Annotated in this window: 17 protein-coding genes; 14 read left to right on the top strand and 3 right to left on the bottom strand. The window is 68.0% G+C overall.

Annotated features, from left to right (window positions below):
- Positions 1–68: 68 nt before the first annotated feature.
- Complete coding sequence (locus ACFOPO_RS14190) at positions 69–407, bottom strand: iron-sulfur cluster assembly accessory protein (protein WP_200605071.1); 339 nt, start codon at positions 405–407, stop codon at positions 69–71.
- 161 nt (positions 408–568) lie between these two features.
- On the opposite strand from ACFOPO_RS14190, the gene asnS reads away from it, so the two are divergent.
- The 9 genes from asnS (at position 569) to ACFOPO_RS14145 (ending at position 7170) form a co-directional block, all read left to right on the top strand.
- Positions 569–1969, top strand: a complete 1401-nt coding sequence (gene asnS / locus ACFOPO_RS14185) for an asparagine--tRNA ligase (protein WP_386703943.1) — start codon at positions 569–571, stop codon at positions 1967–1969.
- Positions 1970–1982: 13 nt separating this feature from the next.
- Positions 1983–2288, top strand: coding sequence for a hypothetical protein (locus ACFOPO_RS14180; protein ID WP_386703942.1), 306 nt, complete (start codon positions 1983–1985; stop codon positions 2286–2288).
- Complete coding sequence (locus tag ACFOPO_RS14175) at positions 2285–2587, top strand: hypothetical protein (RefSeq protein WP_386703941.1); 303 nt, start codon at positions 2285–2287, stop codon at positions 2585–2587. The genes ACFOPO_RS14180 and ACFOPO_RS14175 overlap by 4 nt, the downstream gene beginning before the upstream one ends.
- 21 nt (positions 2588–2608) lie before the next feature.
- The gene (locus ACFOPO_RS14170; RefSeq protein WP_386703939.1) at positions 2609–3241 is read left to right on the top strand and encodes an FMN-binding negative transcriptional regulator; all 633 of its coding nucleotides are present in this window, start codon (positions 2609–2611) and stop codon (positions 3239–3241) included.
- Positions 3242–3244: 3 nt separating this feature from the next.
- The gene (locus ACFOPO_RS14165) at positions 3245–4030 is read left to right on the top strand and encodes an SDR family oxidoreductase (RefSeq protein WP_386703938.1); all 786 of its coding nucleotides are present in this window, start codon (positions 3245–3247) and stop codon (positions 4028–4030) included.
- Between the two features lie 62 nt (positions 4031–4092).
- Complete coding sequence (locus ACFOPO_RS14160) at positions 4093–5526, top strand: aldehyde dehydrogenase (protein ID WP_386703936.1); 1434 nt, start codon at positions 4093–4095, stop codon at positions 5524–5526.
- Positions 5523–6194 carry a carbonate dehydratase gene (gene can / locus ACFOPO_RS14155; RefSeq protein ID WP_386703934.1) on the top strand — a complete coding sequence of 224 codons (672 nt, stop codon included), beginning with the start codon at positions 5523–5525 and terminating at the stop codon, positions 6192–6194. Before ACFOPO_RS14160 ends, can begins: the two co-directional genes overlap by 4 nt.
- Positions 6191–6631, top strand: coding sequence for a RidA family protein (locus ACFOPO_RS14150; protein ID WP_386703933.1), 441 nt, complete (start codon positions 6191–6193; stop codon positions 6629–6631). The genes can and ACFOPO_RS14150 overlap by 4 nt, the downstream gene beginning before the upstream one ends.
- A gap of 8 nt (positions 6632–6639) precedes the next feature.
- Positions 6640–7170 carry a 3-hydroxyanthranilate 3,4-dioxygenase gene (locus tag ACFOPO_RS14145; RefSeq protein WP_386703932.1) on the top strand — a complete coding sequence of 177 codons (531 nt, stop codon included), beginning with the start codon at positions 6640–6642 and terminating at the stop codon, positions 7168–7170.
- 66 nt (positions 7171–7236) lie between these two features.
- Here ACFOPO_RS14145 and ACFOPO_RS14140 read toward each other — a convergent pair whose 3' ends face one another.
- Both ACFOPO_RS14140 and ACFOPO_RS14135 read right to left on the bottom strand, forming a co-directional pair.
- Positions 7237–9045, bottom strand: a complete 1809-nt coding sequence (locus tag ACFOPO_RS14140) for a S8 family peptidase (RefSeq protein WP_386703930.1) — start codon at positions 9043–9045, stop codon at positions 7237–7239.
- A 50-nt stretch (positions 9046–9095) separates the two neighbouring features.
- The gene (locus ACFOPO_RS14135) at positions 9096–11372 is read right to left on the bottom strand and encodes a YadA-like family protein (protein ID WP_386703929.1); all 2277 of its coding nucleotides are present in this window, start codon (positions 11370–11372) and stop codon (positions 9096–9098) included.
- 311 nt (positions 11373–11683) lie between these two features.
- Here ACFOPO_RS14135 and ACFOPO_RS14130 point away from each other — a divergent pair, with 311 nt between their 5' ends.
- From ACFOPO_RS14130 to ACFOPO_RS14110, 5 genes are all read left to right on the top strand, one after another.
- On the top strand, positions 11684–12694 hold the full coding sequence (locus ACFOPO_RS14130) for an amidohydrolase family protein (RefSeq protein ID WP_386703927.1): 1011 nt from the start codon (positions 11684–11686) through the stop codon (positions 12692–12694).
- A gap of 152 nt (positions 12695–12846) precedes the next feature.
- Positions 12847–14121, top strand: a complete 1275-nt coding sequence (gene kynU, locus ACFOPO_RS14125) for a kynureninase (RefSeq protein ID WP_386703926.1) — start codon at positions 12847–12849, stop codon at positions 14119–14121.
- A 68-nt stretch (positions 14122–14189) separates the two neighbouring features.
- Entirely contained in the window at positions 14190–15557 is a 1368-nt protein-coding gene (locus ACFOPO_RS14120; protein ID WP_386703924.1) for an FAD-dependent oxidoreductase, read from the top strand.
- Positions 15558–15568: 11 nt separating this feature from the next.
- Positions 15569–17023, top strand: a complete 1455-nt coding sequence (gene sbcB / locus ACFOPO_RS14115; protein WP_386703922.1) for an exodeoxyribonuclease I — start codon at positions 15569–15571, stop codon at positions 17021–17023.
- Positions 17020–17706 (top strand): DUF2461 domain-containing protein, encoded by a 687-nt coding sequence (locus ACFOPO_RS14110; protein WP_386703920.1) that lies wholly within the window; start codon positions 17020–17022, stop codon positions 17704–17706. The genes sbcB and ACFOPO_RS14110 overlap by 4 nt, the downstream gene beginning before the upstream one ends.
- Positions 17707–17709 lie beyond the last annotated feature (3 nt).

The raw sequence follows: 17709 nt of genomic DNA, 5'->3' as shown, positions 1-17709 counted from the left end.
GGAGTCCCCGGGAACCAGGGGACGAGTCTAGCGGGCGCAGCGGCTGCCAGTGGCGGCAGCCTTGGGACTCAGGCCGCGTCGGCCTTCGTCGTGAACGATTCGCCGCAGCCGCACTCGGCGGTGACGTTGGGGTTGCGGAACAGGAACTGCTCGCCCAGGCGCTGCTTGACCAGGTCGATCTGGGTGCCGTCGACCAGTGCCAGACTCAGCGCATCGACGTAGATGCGCACGCCCTCCTGCTCGAACACCGTGTCGCCCTCATGCGTCTCGCGGGCCAGGTCGGCCTTGTACTGCCAGCCCGAGCAGCCGGTGCGAGACACGCCAAAGCGCAGGCCGATCGCATCGGGCGATTCGACCAGGTAGCGCTGTACGCGTTCGAGGGCGGCGGGGGCAAGGGTGACAGCCATTGAGGCGCTCCGGGGTGGCGGGACGTTCTGCGGATCGAGGTCGGCGGGTTGAGCACTTTGGCTCAATTCCGGACCTCCGGCGAATTATAGCGACGCTATGCGGACGCTTCGGTAAACTGCCGCATTCCCCATATCGGCCCGAACAGGCAAGGATTCAAGGCATGACGGTGGTCAGCGTCGAACACGCGCTCGCGGGCAGGATCCCGGCGGGTGGTGAAGTCACGGTCCGTGGCTGGGTGCGTACCCGCCGCGACTCCAAGGCCGGGCTCAGCTTCGTCAACGTCAGCGACGGTTCCTGCTTCGCGCCGATCCAGGTGGTCGCCCCGGCCGACCTGGCCAACTACGAATCCGAGGTCAAGCGCCTCACTGCCGGCTGCTCGGTGATCGCCACCGGCACCCTGGTGGCCTCTCAGGGCCAGGGCCAGAGCTTCGAGATCCAGGCCACCTCGCTGGAAGTGGTCGGCTGGGTCGAGGATCCGGAAACCTACCCGATCCAGCCCAAGGCGCACTCGCTGGAGTTCCTGCGCGAGGTCGCCCACCTGCGTCCGCGCACCAACCTGTTCGGCGCGGTCACCCGCATCCGCGACTGCCTGGCCAAGGCCGTCCACCGTTACTTCCACGAGAACGGCTTCTACTGGATCAGCACCCCGATCGTGACCACGTCCGACGCCGAGGGCGCCGGGCAGATGTTCCGCGTCTCGACGCTGGACGTGGCCAACCTGCCCCGCGACAGCAAGGGCGAGGTCGACTTCAGCCGCGACTTCTTCGGCAAGGAAACCTTCCTGACAGTGTCAGGCCAGCTCAACGTCGAGGCCTATGCGCTGGCGCTGAGCAAGGTCTACACCTTCGGCCCGACCTTCCGCGCCGAGAACAGCAACACCACCCGCCACCTGGCCGAGTTCTGGATGGTCGAGCCGGAGATCGCCTTCGCCGACCTGGCCGAAGACGCGCGCGTGGCCGAGGAGTTCCTCAAGTACCTGTTCCGCGCGGTGCTCAACGAGCGCGGCGACGACCTGGCCTTCATCGCCGAGCGCGTGCAGGCCGACGCGATCACCCGCCTGGAAGCCTTCGTCAACGCCCCGTTCGAGCGCATCGAGTACACCGATGCGATCACGCTGCTGCAGAAGTCCGGCAAGAAGTTCGAGTTCCCGGTCGAATGGGGCCTGGACCTGCAGACCGAGCACGAGCGCTGGCTGACCGAGGAACACGTCGGCCGCCCGGTGGTGGTGACCAACTACCCCGAGCACATCAAGGCCTTCTACATGCGCCTCAACGACGACGGCAAGACCGTCGCGGCGATGGACGTGCTGGCCCCGGGCATCGGCGAGATCATCGGCGGCAGCCAGCGCGAAGAGCGCCTGGACATGCTCGACGCGCGCATGGCGCAGTTCGGCCTGGATTCGTCGCATTACGGCTGGTACCGCGATTTCCGCCGCTACGGCACGGTGCCGCACGCCGGCTTCGGCCTGGGCTTCGAGCGCCTGGTGGTCTACGTCTGCGGCCTGAGCAACATCCGCGATGCGATCCCCTACCCGCGCGCGCCGGGACACGCCGAGTTCTGACGAGCGGAACACCATGATCCTGTTCTTCGCCCTGCTCTTCGTCGCCGTTGCCATCGCCGGCTTCTGCGCGTTCGTGATCTTCTGGCCGCTGTCGCTGGTGCACATCCGCGACCGCCACCCGCAGTTGCAGTCGCAGCTCGGCGAAGGCGCGTTCGCCCGTCCCTCGGCCTGGGGCTGGCTGCTGCGTCGCGGCTACCTGTCGGTGGCCGATGGCAACCTCAACGGCCTGGCCAACCCGGCACGGATCTCATTGCTGACGATCATCGCCGGCCTGGTCTGCGCTGCCCTCCTCTGGCTGCTCTCGGTGGTGATCGGATGACCCATAACGACCAATGGTGGCTGGCCACGATCGGCCGCACGCTGATCTGGGCGCGCCTGCGCGTGCTCGAGGCCGGCACCGCCGAAGTGCTCGACAGCGATGGCGTCAGCCAGCCCTACGACAGCGAGGACACCGCCCGCGCCGCATTGATGGACGCCGAGTTCGTCGCCCTGGACGGTCTCGATGAAGACGACGCGCACGCGCGCGGCTTCGCCCTCGACGAACTGGCACCGCCCAGCGGTAACGACGACGACCTGCTGCGCGCGCAGATGGTGCGGCAGCTTCCGTCGCGACGCTGACCGCAGCCGCTGACGCAACGCATGTACCTGCCGCGCGCCTTCGCCGAAACCGACCTGCAGGCGCTGGACTGGCTGGCCCGGCGCGACCGCTTCATCACGCTGGTCACCGTGCACGACGGCGAGCCCACCGTCAGCCACCTGCCGGTGCTCTATCGCCGCGAAGGCGATCGCGTCGAGCTGATCGGCCACTGGGCGCGGCCCAACCCGCAGGCGCGTCATGCCGGCCCGGCGCTGGCGATCCTGCACGGCCCGCATGCCTACGTCTCGCCGTCGTGGTACCCCGACAAGGAAGAAGAATCGCGCGTTCCGACCTGGAACTACGCGGTCGCCCACCTGCGCGGCCAGTTGACGACCTTCAACGATGAAGTCTCGCTCGCCGAAGTCGTCGATGGCCTCAGTCGCGAGCACGAGGCCAGCGTCGGCCAGGACTGGCGTTTCGAATTCGAGCGCGACGACCATCGCAGCCAGCTGCGCGGCATCATCGGTTTCCGCTTCGTCGCCGACCAGATCACGCTGAAATTCAAGCTCAGCCAGAACCATCCGATCGCCAATCGCGAGTCGGTCATCACCCAGCTTGATGCCAGCCCGCGCGAAGGCGGCCGCGAAATCGCGGCGCTGATGCGCGGGCGCATGAACGAACCCAACGGAGACTGAGACATGGATCTGGACCTGAGCGGCAAGCACGCCCTCGTCTGCGGCGCCAGCCAGGGCATCGGCCTGTCGACCGCCAAGGCGCTGGCCGAACTGGGCGCCAACGTCACCCTGCTGGCCCGGCGCGAGGAGCGGCTGCGCGAAGCGGCGGAACAGTTGCCGACGAAGCCGGGACAGGCGCACGGCTGGATCGCCGTCGACAGCGCCGACACCGACGCCCTGCGCGCCAAGGTCGAGGCGCTCGTCGCCGCGCAGCCGGTGCACATCCTGGTCAACAACAGTGGCGGCCCGCCGCCGGGCCCGGTGCATGGCGCCGAGATCGCCGCGTTCGAGGCTGCTTACCGGCAGCACCTGATCGCCAACCATGTGCTCGCCGAGTCGGTGATTCCGGGCATGGAGCGCGATGGCTACGGCCGCATCGTCAACGTCATCTCGACGTCGGTGAAGGAGCCGCTGCAGGGCCTGGGCGTCTCCAACACCACGCGCTGGGCGGTGGCGTCCTGGGCCAAGACCCTGGCGACCGAAGTGGCCGCCAAGGGCATTACCGTCAACAACGTCCTGCCCGGCTCGACCGAGACGCCGCGCATCGAGCAGATCATCGACAACACCGCCAACAAGACCGGACGCAGCCGCGCGGAAGTGTTCGAGAAGATGGTGTCGGAGATCCCGATGCGCCGCTTCGCGCGACCGCAGGAGACGGCGGCAGCGATCGCATTCCTGTGCTCGCCGGCGGCGTCCTACATCACCGGGGTGAACCTGCCGGTGGATGGCGGGCGGACGCGCTCGCTGTAGGGGGCGGGCCGCTGCGAAACATACGCACAGGCACGGCGGGGCGGCACTGTTAAGCTAGCCACATGCGCCTTTGTCACTTCATCGCCGGGCAATCCCGCGAGCCTGCATCCGGTCGCTGGCTTGAAGTCATCGATCCGTCCAACGGCAAGCCCTTCGCCGAAGTCGCCCGGGGCGACGCCGCCGACGTCGACGCCGCGATCGCCGCGGCCGACGCGGCCTTCCCCGCATGGTCGGCCCTGCCCAACAGCGAGCGCGCGCGCTGGCTGGAGAAGCTGGCCGATGCGCTGGAAGCGAAACTCGACGATTTCGCCCACGCCGAATCGCGTGACGGCGGCAAACCCATCGGGCTGGCACGCGACGCAGAGATCCCGCGCGCGATCAGCAACCTGCGCTTCTTCGCCCATGCCGCGACCCAGTTCGCGAGCGAATCGCACCACGGCCAGGCCGGGCTGAACTACACGCTGCGGCAACCGCTCGGCGTGGTGGCCACGATCTCGCCGTGGAACCTGCCGCTGTATCTGTTTACCTGGAAGATCGCGCCGGCGCTCGCCGCCGGCAACACGGTCGTGGCCAAGCCGTCGGAGGTGACGCCGCTGACGGCGACGATGCTCGGCGAACTGGCCGCGCAGATCGGTTTCCCCAAGGGCGTGCTCAACATCGTGCACGGCCTCGGCCCGGAGGTCGGCGAGCCGCTGGTGGTCGATCCGCGCATCAAGGCGGTGTCGTTCACCGGCAGCACCGCGGTCGGTCGCCGCATCGCCGGCATGGCCGGTCCGCTGCTGAAGAAGGTGTCGCTGGAACTGGGCGGCAAGAACCCCACCCTGGTGTTCGCCGACAGCGACTGGCGCGACCACCTCGACACGCTGGTGCGTTCGGCCTTCCAGAACTCCGGGCAGATCTGCCTGTGCGGTTCGCGCATCCTCGTTGAACGAAGCATCTATCGCGAGTTCCGCGACACGCTGGTCGAACGTGCCACCGGCCTGCGCGTCGGTGACCCGATGGACGGCGACAACCAGCTCGGCCCGCTGGTGTCGCAGGCCCACTTCGACAAGGTCATGGCGGCATTGCAGCGTGCCCGCGACGAAGGCGGCCAGGTCCTGTGCGGCGGCAATGCCCTGGAACGCCCGGGCTGGTTCGTCGCGCCGACCGTCATCGATGGCCTCGGCCCGGATTGCGCCAGCAACCGCGAAGAGATCTTCGGCCCGGTCGTGACCCTGCAGCCCTTCGACAACGATACCGAAGCCCTGGCGCTGGCCAACGCCGGCGACTACGGCCTGGCCGCCTCGGTCTGGACCCGCGACCTCAACCGCGCCCACCATTTCGCCGCGCACCTGCGCGCTGGCATGGTCTGGGTCAACACCTGGCTGCAACGCGACCTGCGCACGCCGTTCGGTGGCAGTGGTGCCTCCGGCATGGGCCGCGAGGGCGGGTTCGAAGCCATGCGTTTTTTCACCGACGCCAAGAACGTCGGACTGAACCTGGGATGGAAGCAATGAGCACAAGCCCCCTCGCCGACCTGCTGGAAAAGAACCGCGAGTGGTCCGAGCGGATCAACCGCGAGGACCCGGAATTCTTCAAGCGCCTGTCCAAGCAGCAGGCACCCGAGTACCTGTGGATCGGCTGCTCCGATTCGCGCGTGCCCGCCAACCAGATCATCGACATGGCACCGGGCGAGGTCTTCGTCCACCGCAACATCGCCAACGTCGTCGTGCACACCGACCTCAACTGCCTGTCGGTGATCCAGTTCGCGGTCGACGTGCTCAAGGTCAAGCGGATCTTGGTGGTCGGCCACTACGGCTGCGGCGGCGTGCACGCGGCGCTGCATGGCCAGCGCGTCGGCCTGGCCGACAACTGGCTGCGCCATGTGACCGACGTCGCCGACAAACACGGCGAATGCATCGAACACGCCGCGCAGAGCGAGCGCCATGACCGCCTGTGCGAGCTCAACGTGATCGAGCAGGTGCAGAACGTCTGCCTGACCACCATCGTCCGCGATGCCTGGGCGCGCGGCCAGGACCTGTCGGTGCATGGCTGGGTCTACAGCCTGCGCAACGGCCTGGTCCACGACATGGCGATGAACGTCGACAGCTACGAAGCACTCGATGGCCTGTACAAAGCCGCGGTGGCCCGGGTCAACGCCTTCAAGGGAGATTCGCCGCGATGAGCGATGCCATCCGCGCCGGTGCCGCGCCGCGTCCGGTCGGCTCCTACCCGCATGCGCGCCGTGTCGGCGACCTGCTGTTCCTGTCCGGCATCGGTCCGCGTGATCCGGCCAGCAATGCGATCGTCGGCAACGTGCACGACGCCGCCGGCCACCTGATCAGCTACGACATCGACGCGCAGACGCGCGCGGTGTTCGCCAATGTGCACACCGTGCTCGAGGCCAGCGGCGCGCGCTGGGAAGACCTGGTCGACGTCACCGTCTACCTCACCGACATGGCGCACGACTTCAAGGCCTACAACGCGGTCTGGGCCGAGTACTTCCCGGACATCGACACCGCGCCGTGCCGGACCACGCTCGGCATCACCGCCCTGCCGACGCCGATCGCGATCGAACTCAAGTGTGTCGCCGCCTTCCCCGCCAAGCCTGCGGGAGAGTGAGAGAACCCATGCTGCCCAACCCCATCAACCTGCAGGCCTGGATCGAGGAACACCGCCACCTGCTCAAGCCGCCGGTCGGCAACAAGGTCGTCTTCCTCGGCGACTTCATCGTGATGATCGTCGGCGGCCCGAACCAGCGCACCGACTACCACTTCGAGGAAGGCGCGGAGTGGTTCTACCAGCTCGAAGGCGAGATGGTCCTGCGCATCCAGGAAAATGGTGCGGTACGCGACATCCCGATCCGCGCCGGCGAGACATTCCTGCTGCCGCCGCGCGTGCCGCATTCGCCGCAGCGCATGCCCGACTCGGTCGGCCTGGTGATCGAGCGCCGCCGCCTTCCGCACGAACTCGACGGCCTGATGTGGTTCTGCGAACAGTGCAACACCAAGCTGTACGAAGAGTTCTTCACGCTGAAGAACATCGAAACCGACTTCCCGCCGGTCTTCGATCACTTCTATTCCTCGCGCGAGCACCGCACCTGCAAGCAGTGCGGACATCTCAACCCGGCTCCGGCCAAGTACGTCATGCCGGACACCTGACGCACCAGATGGAGGAGGCGGGCATCGCCCGCCTCCTGCTGCGTCGCATGGGTGCAATGCAGCTGCTTACTGGTACACGCCCAGCACCGAGACGCCGGAGAACCCCTGCTCGCCCACGACGCGCACGTAATACGTGCCCGCCTGCGGATAGGTATAGGCCACCGTCTCGGCATTGCCGAACTTCGCGGACTTGCGCTCGTACGCCGTGGCAGTCGGCTTGACGCCGCGTGAGACGTACAGCGACACGTCGCCGGTGCCGCCGAAGGTGCGCAGGTTCAGGCTCGGAATGCCCGCCGGCACGTTGATCTCGTACAGCAGGCCTTCGCCTGTCGATCCAACCTGGTTGGTGATCGCGACGCGATTGACCAGCAACGTGGTCACGTCGACCGGCACCGGCTGCGAACTGGCGGCAACGGCAGCGGTCGCATCGATGATGCCGGCGCCCATGAGCCTGTTGCTCGGCGGTGCCACGGGCAAAGGCCGCGCGGTCTTGCGCAACACGTAGCGCACCTGCGACGGCGTCAGCGGCGGCTGCCCGGCGGCCACTGCGGCGGACTGCATCAGCGCGACCACGCCGGCAACGTGTGGCGACGCCATGGACGTTCCGACCATGCCGGTCAGCACCTCGCCGTCGGTACCGGCGATCGGCGTCGTGGTGCCCTTGTTGCCGAGCGACCAGATCACGCCATAGTCCGGGGCCACACCGTTGCCCTCGCCACCCGGGGCGGAAACGGTCACGGTGGGACCGTAGTTGGAGTACGTCGCACGCGCGCCGGTCTTTGCAGTGGCGCCCACGGTGATCACGCCCGCGCAGTTGGCCGGAGAGTAGTAGGCGGCATCGTCGTTGCTGTTGCCGGCAGCGATCACCACGGTCACGCCCCGCGAGGCCGCGAAGTCGATGGCCGACTGCTCCGCCTGCGAGCAAGGGCCTTCACCGCCCAGGCTGAGGTTCAACACTTCAGCCGGATCGTTGTTGGCCGGAACGCCGTCCACCGCACCGCCGGAGGCCCAGACAATCGCGTCGGCGATGTCGGACGTCCAGCCGCCGCCCTTGCCAAGCACGCGGATCGGCTGGACCTTGGCGTCGAACGCAACGCCGGCCACGCCAAAGCCGTTGTTGGTGATGGCCCCGACCGTGCCGGCCACGTGCGTACCGTGCCACGAGCTCGTCGGCCGGTTCGGCAGGATGAAATCGCCCGGATCATGCGCGTCGGCATCGCGGCCGTCGCCGTCGCCGGCCGTTTCCAGGTCATCGATGAAGTCATAGCCCGGCACGAGGTTGGCGTTGAGGTCGCGGTGGTCGAGGTAGCCGGTGTCGAGCACCGCCACCTTCACGCCGGCGCCGCGCGAGCTGTCCCACGCCTTGGGCGCGCGGATGCCGCCGGCATTGTCGAGGTAATGCCATTGCAGGCTGTAGTTGCTGTCGTCCGGCGTGTAATCCAGCGCCTGCCTCCGGTAGTCCGGCTGGGCAAACTCCACCGAAGGATCCGAACGCAACTGTGCCAGCAGCGTGTCGGCCTCGACCCGATCGAGCACGCGCGCCAGTTTGATCACGTCGGCGCCGCCGGCCATCCTGCGCAGGTGCCGGGTGCCGATCGCGGCGCCATTGGCGCCGCGGACACCGGCACGGGAAATCGCGCTGGTCATCGCGTTGAGTGCTGCCAGCTGGCCGCGCGGTGCAGCGACGCCGGCCTTGTACTTGACGATGAAGCGGTCATAACCGGATTCAACCGTTGTAGCGGTCGGCTTGGCGATGATGCGACTGGCGGTGGCGCCAGTGACGGCGGCGCTGGCGCCGCCGATGCTGGTGGCCATCGCGGCCAGGATGGCGGTGCCAAGAACGCTGGCGCCGATGATGCGGACTTGTGTGTTCATGGAATATCTCAGTGATTGAAATACGCGGGGGATGTCGTGTCGAAACTTCGTTACAGATCGATACCGAAGCCGACGCCCGCCGACTGGTCATCGCCGCTGAAGGCACCGCCCACCGAGAACGAGGCGCGCTCGCCGACGGACTTCGAGTAACCGACCGACATCGCGCTCTCGCCGTTCTGCCAGCCTGCGCCGACCGCGACGCGGCCACGCGGGCTGCGGCTGTTGGCCGCGTTGATTGCCATGTTCATCATGGCGCTGCCCATCGCACCCTGACGGTCGATCCGCTCGTCCTGCTTGCCCAGGCGGAGACCGAGCTCGTCGCGCAGCCCGCTGAACTGATCGTCGAGCGCCTGCAGGCGGCCGTCGGTGTAGGCGTTGGCGCGCGTCAGCGTCTGCGTTGCCGTGATGTCGGTGTAGCCGTTGGCCGAAGCCAGCGTGGCCTGGTCGCCGGCCTGCATCTGCTGCACATTGGTGGCATCGGTCGCGGCCGTACCCGCGGCGACGTTGACCACGCGACGCTCGCTGCCGGCGCTGCCGACCGAGACCGTGCTGGCCTGGTCCGCCACCGAGCCGCGCCCCAGTGCAACCGAGTCTTCCGCCGTTACCGACGCGCCCTGGCCCAGCGCGGTGCCCGACGCCGATGTGACGCTGCTGTCGGCACCGACCGCGACCGAGTTGGTCGCTGCCGCGTCGATGATGCTGTTGTTGCCGACCGCGGTGCTGCCGTCGGCATTAACCACCGCGCCGTTGCCGTAGGCGGTGTCGCTGACGGCAGCCGCGTGGCTGTCCTCGCCGATCGCAAGGCCGTCACCGGTGCCCGTCGGCAGGCCCAGGCCAGGCGTCTGCTCGAGCCCGGACACGCGGCTGGTCAGGCGGGTCAGCGCACCGTCGACGGCGGCGAACGCGTCGCCGACGTTACCGAAGTCGCTGCCACCGATGGAATACGAAGGCGTGCCGAACGTGCCGTTGCCACCACCGAGCAGCGCCACGACCGACGACAGCTGCCCGTAGTTGACCGCATCCATCGCGGCCGTGCCGGCCTTGACGTTGCCGATGACCGTGCCTTCGCTGCCACCGAGCGTGATCGCGCCCTTGTTGGCGGCGTCGTCGTACTTCACCGCGCCGACGCCCGCAATCGCGGCGCCGAGCTGGCCGACGTTGACGGCATCGGTGGCCTCGGTGCCGGCGGCAACGCCGGTGATCTGGCGGGTCAGTCCGGTCGCCGAATTGCCGATCGCGACGCTGCCCAGGCGGTTGGTCTGCGAGCCCGCGCCCAGGGCCACCGAACCTTCGTGGACGCTGCGCGCACCGGCGCCCAGCGCCACCGAATTCTTGTACTGGCCAAAGGCCTTGGTGCCCATCGCGAGGGCGTTCTCGCCCCACACGGTCGACGCACCGATCGCGACGGCATTCTTGGCGTCCGGACTGGTGTACGCGCCCGCGCCGAGTGCGGCGGAGTTCTGGCCCCAGGCCTGGGTCAAGCGCGGTTGGCCAAACAGGCTGGGATGCGCAGTGCCGCCGATGGCGACCGAGCTCTCGCCCGCGGCATTGCTCGACTGCCCGATGGCCACCGCAAAGGTACCCGTTGACAGGCTCGACGAACCGATGGCGATGGCGCGGTTGCCGGAAGACGTTGCCGAGAGGCCCAGCGCCATGCTGCCGTACCCACCCGACGCAACGCTGCCGGCACCCATCGCAATGTCATAGTCGCCGGTGCTGGTGGACATCGGGCCCACGGCGGTGCTCAGGTAACCACTCGAAACCGAATCGGCGCCGAGCGCGGTGCTGCCGTAGTTGTTGGCCTGGGAGCCTCCGCCGATCGCGGTGGCAGCCAGGTCCAGCGCCTGGCTCTGGAAGCCGAACGCGGTGCTGTAGTCGCCCAGTGCGCTGGTGCTGCTGCCCACCGCGGTCGCGCCGTTTCCGAGCGCGAAGCTGCTGCCGCCGAAGGCATTGGCGTGATCGCCCATCGCGGCGCTCTGGAAACCGAACGCGCTGGACTCGATGCCCGTCGCCGCACTGAAGGCGCCTGCGGCGACCGCGTTCTCGCCGACCGCAATGGCCATGTCGCTGCCGTCGCCCGTGCCCGCGGCGGCGAAGTAGTCGGTGGCATCGGCAAGGCTGCTGGCTACCGCATCCGGCTGCGCCACATCGACCGGATCCGTCTGCCGGGTACCGGTGGCCGGCGTGGTGGCCTTGCAAGCGATTGCGTCGGCATCGACACACAACGACTGGGCACCGGCGAACGCCGGGACCAGCCCCAGCGCAAACGTAACGGCACTGGCCAGACGCGCTCCACGCAGGCGTCCAACAACGGGGTACAGGCTCATCTTCATCATCTCCATGGGCGCAATGGCGCCTGGCCGCGTTGGTTTCGCGGCTGCAAAAAAGGTGTTTGGGCGGGTATGCGGCCCGGATACCCCCCAAGGACGCACGATTGCAGCCTATGGCGCGCAATCCGGCATTGATTTGATTGCCGGTTCCATCGTTTGCCCATTCGTCCCGGCACACGAAGACAGCCTGTCTGGCAAGGTATTCGCGGCTGTAAGTCGCGCCGGCGCATGCCCATACGGCTTGTCGGGTATTGTATGGAGGCACCTCCAGCGCCGGGCAGACAGCCAGCAAAGGCCTCCAGAAGTTCATGCTGAAGATCGACACCCACGCCCACTACTTGCCCCGCGACTGGCCCAACCTGGCGCGCAAGTACGGCGACGACCGCTTCCCGGTGATCCACCACACCGAGGACGGGCGCCATCGCATCTACAAGGACGGCAAGTTCTTCCGCGAGATCTGGTCCAAGACCTGGGACCCGCAGGAGCGCATCGACGATTACGCCCGCTTTGGCGTGCAGGTGCAGGTGATCAGCACGGTGCCGGTGATGTTCAGCTACTGGGCCAAGCCGCACCACGCGCTGGAACTGCACCAGGCGCTCAACGAGCACATGGCCCAGGCCTGCCGCGATTACCCGCGCCATTACGCCGGCATCGGCACGGTGCCGCTGCAGTCGCCGCGCCTGGCGATCCAGGAACTGGAACGCTGCATGGACCAGCTCGGCCTGCAGGGCGTGCAGATCGGCAGCCACATCAACGACTGGAACCTGGACGCGCCGGAGCTGTTCGACTTCTTCCAGGCCGCCGGCGAACTCGGCGCGGCGATCCTGGTGCACCCGTGGGACATGATGGGCGCCGCGTCGATGCCCAAGTACTGGCTGCCCTGGCTGGTCGGCATGCCGGCCGAGCAATCACGCGCGGCCTGCTGCCTCGTGTTCGGCGGCGTGCTCGAGCGCATCCCCAACCTCAAGGTCTGCATGGCCCACGGCGGCGGCAGTTTCCCGTACACCATCGGACGCATCGAGCACGGCTTCAACATGCGCCCGGACCTGGTCGCGACCGACAATCCGCGCAATCCGCGCGAGTACCTCAACCAGTTGTTCTTCGATTCCTGGGTCGCCGATCCGCGCGCGCTGCAGTACCTGCTCGACACCTGCGGCGTCGACCGGGTGATGCTCGGCACCGACTACCCCTTCCCGCTCGGCGAACAGGAACCCGGTGCGGGCATCGCCGCGCTGACGCTGTCGGAAGCCGAACAGGCGCGGCTCTACCACGGCACGGCGCTGGAATGGCTCGGGCTGTCGAAGGCGCGGTTCGTTTGAAATGAACACCATCCTCTACTCCACCCGTCATCCCGGCGAAAGCCGGGATCCATCTGCTTTCGACGCTGCAGCAAAGTCAAAGTGGGTCCCGGCTTTCGCCGGGATGACGGCGCGATCATCAGTTCTGTAATCCTGGACAACCCCGAATTCCCGTGACCGACCTCTACACCGACGCATACGCCCGCGCCCTCGACGCCGCCGACCCGCTGCGCGACATGCGCGCGCAGTTCCTGATCCCGCAACACGACGGCGCCGACCAGGCCTACTTCGTCGGCAACTCGCTGGGCCTGCAGCCGCGCGGTGCGCGCCGCCATGTCGAGGAAGTGCTGGACAAGTGGGCGGCCGAAGCGGTGGAAGGCCACTTCACCGGCGATGCGCAATGGATGGCCTACCACCAGCTGGTGCGCGAATCGCTGGCGCGCCTGGTGGGTGCCAAGCCCATCGAAGTGGTCGCGATGAACACGCTGACCGTCAACCTGCACCTGATGATGGTCAGCTTCTACCGCCCCACGCGCGAGCGTCCGGCGATCCTGATCGAAGCCGGTGCGTTTCCGTCCGACCGCCATGCGGTGGCATCGCAGATCGGCTTCCATGGCTTCGACCCGGCAACCGACCTGATCGAGCTGGAAGCGGACGAGGCCGACGGCACCATCTCCATGGGCGCGATCGAACGCGCCATCGCCGAACACGGTCCACGCCTGGCGCTGGTGCTGTGGCCGGGCGTGCAGTACCGCACCGGGCAGGCATTCGACCTGGCTGCGATCGCACGCCTGGCGCACGCACAGGGCGCCGTCTGCGGTTTCGACCTGGCCCACGGCGTCGGCAACCTCGAGCTTGCGCTGCATGACAGCGGCGTCGATTTTGCCGTGTGGTGCCACTACAAGTACCTCAACAGCGGTCCCGGTGCGGTCGCGGGCTGCTTCGTCCATGAGCGCCACGCCAGCAGCGATCGCCCGCGTTTCGCCGGCTGGTGGGGACACGAGGCCGATACCCGCTTCCGCATGGGTCCGCAGTTCGTGCCGACACCCGGCGCCGAGGGCTGGCAGTTGAGCAATCCGCCGATCCTCGGCCTTGCGCCGCTGCGCGCATCGCTGGAGTTGTACGACCAAGCCGGCATGCCGGCCCTGCGCGCCAAGTCGCTGCAGATCACCGGCTACCTCGAGGCCCTGATTCGCCTGCGCCTGGCCGAGACGCTACAGGTGGTGACGCCTTCGCAGCCCGAGCGTCGTGGCTGCCAGTTGTCGCTGCGCGTGGCCGGCGGCCGCGAGCGCGGTCGCGCACTGTTCGAGTACCTGGCGCGCAACGGTGTGCTCGGCGACTGGCGCGAGCCCGACGTGATCCGCATCTCGCCCGCCCCGCTCTACAACCGCTACGCCGACGTGCTGCGGTTCGTGCGCACCGCCGAAGCCTGGCGCGACCAGGCCTGAGCCACGACGTCCATCGAATCTTCTTCCGCCTGGAAGAAGGAACCGCAGCACCCGCACAGGTGACCCGTTTGAGCAACGACACTTCCAAGCACATCACCCTGATCGGCGCCGGCCTCGCCGGTGCCGTGCTCGCCACGCTGCTGGTGCAGCGCGGCTGGAGCGTCGACGTGTTCGAAAAGCGCGGCGACCCGCGCCTGCAGGGCTACCAGGGCGGTCGCTCGATCAACCTCGCCCTCGCCGAGCGCGGACGCCACGCCCTGCGCCTGGCCGGCGCCGACGACGCGGTGATGCAGCATGCCGTGATGATGCGCGGGCGCATGGTGCACTTCCTCGATGGCCGCACCGACCTGCAGCGCTACGGCCGGGACGACAGCGAAGTGATCTGGTCGGTGCACCGCGGCGAGCTCAACGTGATCCTGCTCGACATCGCCGAGCGCGCCGGCGCGCGTTTGCACTTCGATCGTGGCCTGGCGTCGGTCGATTTCGATGCGCGCATCGCCCGCTTCAGCGACCCGCGCGACGGCAGCCTGCACGAGGCCGCGTTTGCATCCCTGGTTGGCGCCGACGGCGCCGGCTCGGCGTTGCGCGCCGCCATGGGCACGCAGCAGGAGCTGGGTGAGAGCACGCAGTTCCTCGGCCACTCCTACAAGGAGCTGGAGATTCCGCCCAGCGCCGACGGTGGCTTCAGCATCGAACCGAACGCACTGCATATCTGGCCCCGCGGCCGTTACATGTGCATCGCCCTGCCCAACGACGAGCAGACCTTCACGGTGACGCTGTTCCTGCCGAACGAGGGCGATCCCAGTTTCGCCACCGTCCGCAACGGTGCCGATGCGCGCGCCCTGTTCGAGCGCGACTTCGCCGACGCGCTGCCGCTGATCCCGAACCTGGAGCAGGACTTCGAGCGCAATCCTGCCGGCCTGCTGGCCACGCTGTACCTGGACCAGTGGCACCTCGACGACCGCGCGGTCCTGCTCGGCGATGCCGCGCACGCGATGGTGCCCTTCCACGGGCAGGGCATGAACTGCGCATTCGAGGACTGCGTCGCGCTGGCCGAGCACCTGGACGCGACGCCCGACCGCGCTGTCGCATTCGCCGCCTTCCAGGCCGAGCGATTGCCGAACGCCCGCGCGATCCAGGCGATGGCGCTGGAGAACTACCTGGAGATGCGCGACCGCGTCGACAACGACGACTACCTGCTGCAGCGGACCCTCGAGCGCGCATTGGCAGAGCGTCACCCCGACCGGTTCATGCCGCGCTACTCGATGGTCACCTTCCAGCGCATGCCCTATGCCACCGCTTTCGCGCGCGGAAACCTGCAACGCGAACTGTTGGTGGAGCTCACGCGCGGGCACCGTTCGCTCGACACGCTGGACTGGGACGCCGTGGACGCGGCCGTGCGCGAGCGGCTCGACGTGCTTCCGGCGCAGGCTTGAGCGGAGCCGCGATGCCTGCCAGCTTCCTCTTCTACGACCTGGAAACCTTCGGCGCCGATCCGCGCACCTCGCGCATTGCCCAGTTCGCGGCGATCCGCACCGATGCCGATCTCAACCAGATCGACGAAGAGATCAGCTTCTTCGTCAAGCCGGCTGACGATCTGCTGCCCTCGCCCGGCGCGACCATGGTCACCGGCATCACACCGCAGCACGCCATGCAGGAGGGCGTGAACGAGGCGGCTGCATTCGCCCGCATCTTCGACGAGATGGCGCGACCGGAAACCTGCAGCCTCGGCTACAACTCGCTGCGCTTCGACGACGAGTTCGTCCGCTACGGCTTTTTCCGCAACTTCTTCGACGCCTACGAGCGCGAATGGCGCGGCGGCAATTCCCGCTGGGACCTGCTCGACGTGCTGCGCCTCGCGCATGCCCTTCGTCCCGAGGGCCTGGTGTGGCCCAAGCGCGAGGACGGCGCCACCTCGTTCCGCCTCGAGCACCTTGCCGAGGCCAACGGCGTTCGTGAAGGTGACGCGCACGAGGCGCTTTCCGACGTGCGCGCACTGATCGGCCTGGCGCGCAAGCTCAAGGCCGCGCAACCGCGGCTGTGGGACTACGCGCTGCGCCTGCGCGACAAGCGCTACGCGGCCAGCCTGATGGACGTGGTCGCGATGACCCCGCTGCTCAACGTCTCCCAGCGTTTCCCCGCCAGCCGCCTGTGCTCGGCGGCGGTGCTGCCGATCGCGCGCCACCCGCACATCGACAGCCGGGTGATCGTGTTCGACCTCGCCCAGGATCCAGAGCCCCTGCTCCAGCTCGATGCCGAGGCCATCGCCGCGCGCCTGTATGCGCGCACGGCCGACCTGGCCGAAGGCGAGGAGCGGATCGCGCTGAAGGAAGTGCACAGCAACCGCAGCCCGGCCCTGGTCGCCTGGGACCACTTGCGCGCGCCGGACTTCGAGCGCCTGCTGATCGACCCGGTCGAATCTGAGCGTCGTGCCGCGCGGATCCGCGATGCCGGGCCGGCGCTGGTGGAGAAAGTCCGCCAAGTGTTCGTGCGCGAGCGCCAGCGCGTCGTGCCGGACCTGGATGCCTCGCTGTACGACGGCTTCATCGGCGATGGCGACAAGCGCCTGTTCGCGCAGGTGCGCACGACGCCGCCGGAAGCCCTGGGCGATCAGCCGTTCGCGTTCCGCGACCAGCGCCTGCCCGGCCTGCTGTTCCGCTACCGCGCGCGGAATTGGCCGCAGACCTTGTCGGCCGAAGAGCGTGCACGCTGGGACGAGTACCGGCGTCAACGCCTCTACACCGATACCGGGCTGGCCGAATACGGCTTCGACCGTTTCGGTGCCGAGATTGCCGAGCTGCGCACCACCCACGCCGCCGCCCCCGAAAAGCTGGCCCTGCTCGACCGCCTCGAGGCGTGGGGCGGTGACATCGCGGCCAGCCTGAACCGAGCCTCGCCATGAGCCAGTACTTCACCGATGCCAGCTTCAAGTTCCTGCGCGGACTTGCACGCAACAACGAGCGCGAATGGTTCCAGGCGCACAAGGGCGACTATGACAGCCACGTGCGTGAGCCGTTCCAGCACCTGCTGACCGACCTGCAGCCGGTGCTGGCCGGGGTCAGCGAGCACTACCGCTCCGAGCCCAAGGGCGTGGGCGGATCGCTGTTCCGCATCCATCGCGACACCCGCTTCGCCAACGACAAGACGCCGTACAAGAACTGGCAGGGTGCGCGCCTGTTCCACGAGCGCGGCCGCCAGGTCGAGGCGCCGTCGTTCTATCTGCACCTGCAGCCGGGCAACTGCTTCATCGCGTCGGGCATCTGGCACCCGCAGCCGGACAGCCTGCGCCGCGTGCGGCATTTCATCCTCGACAATCCGGGCAGCTGGAAGGCCGCCGCGCACGCGGCGAAGTTCCGTCGCCGCTTCGACCTCGACGACAGCGAAGTGCTCACGCGCATGCCGCGCGGCTTCCCGGACGACTTCGAGTTCGCCGACGACCTCAAGCGCAAGAACTTCGTCGCCCTGCGCGCCATCGACGACGCCACGATGACCGGACCGCGCCTGCTCAAGACCCTGGAGACCGACCTGCAGGGGCTGGCGCCGTTCACCGATTACCTGTGCGCGGCGCTGGACCTGGAGTTCTGATCG

The sequence above is a fragment of the Lysobacter sp. GCM10012299 genome (genome assembly GCF_042649405.1).
Taxonomy (GTDB): Bacteria; Pseudomonadota; Gammaproteobacteria; order Xanthomonadales; family Xanthomonadaceae; genus Lysobacter_J.
This window is presented reverse-complemented; position numbering and strand designations above follow the sequence as displayed.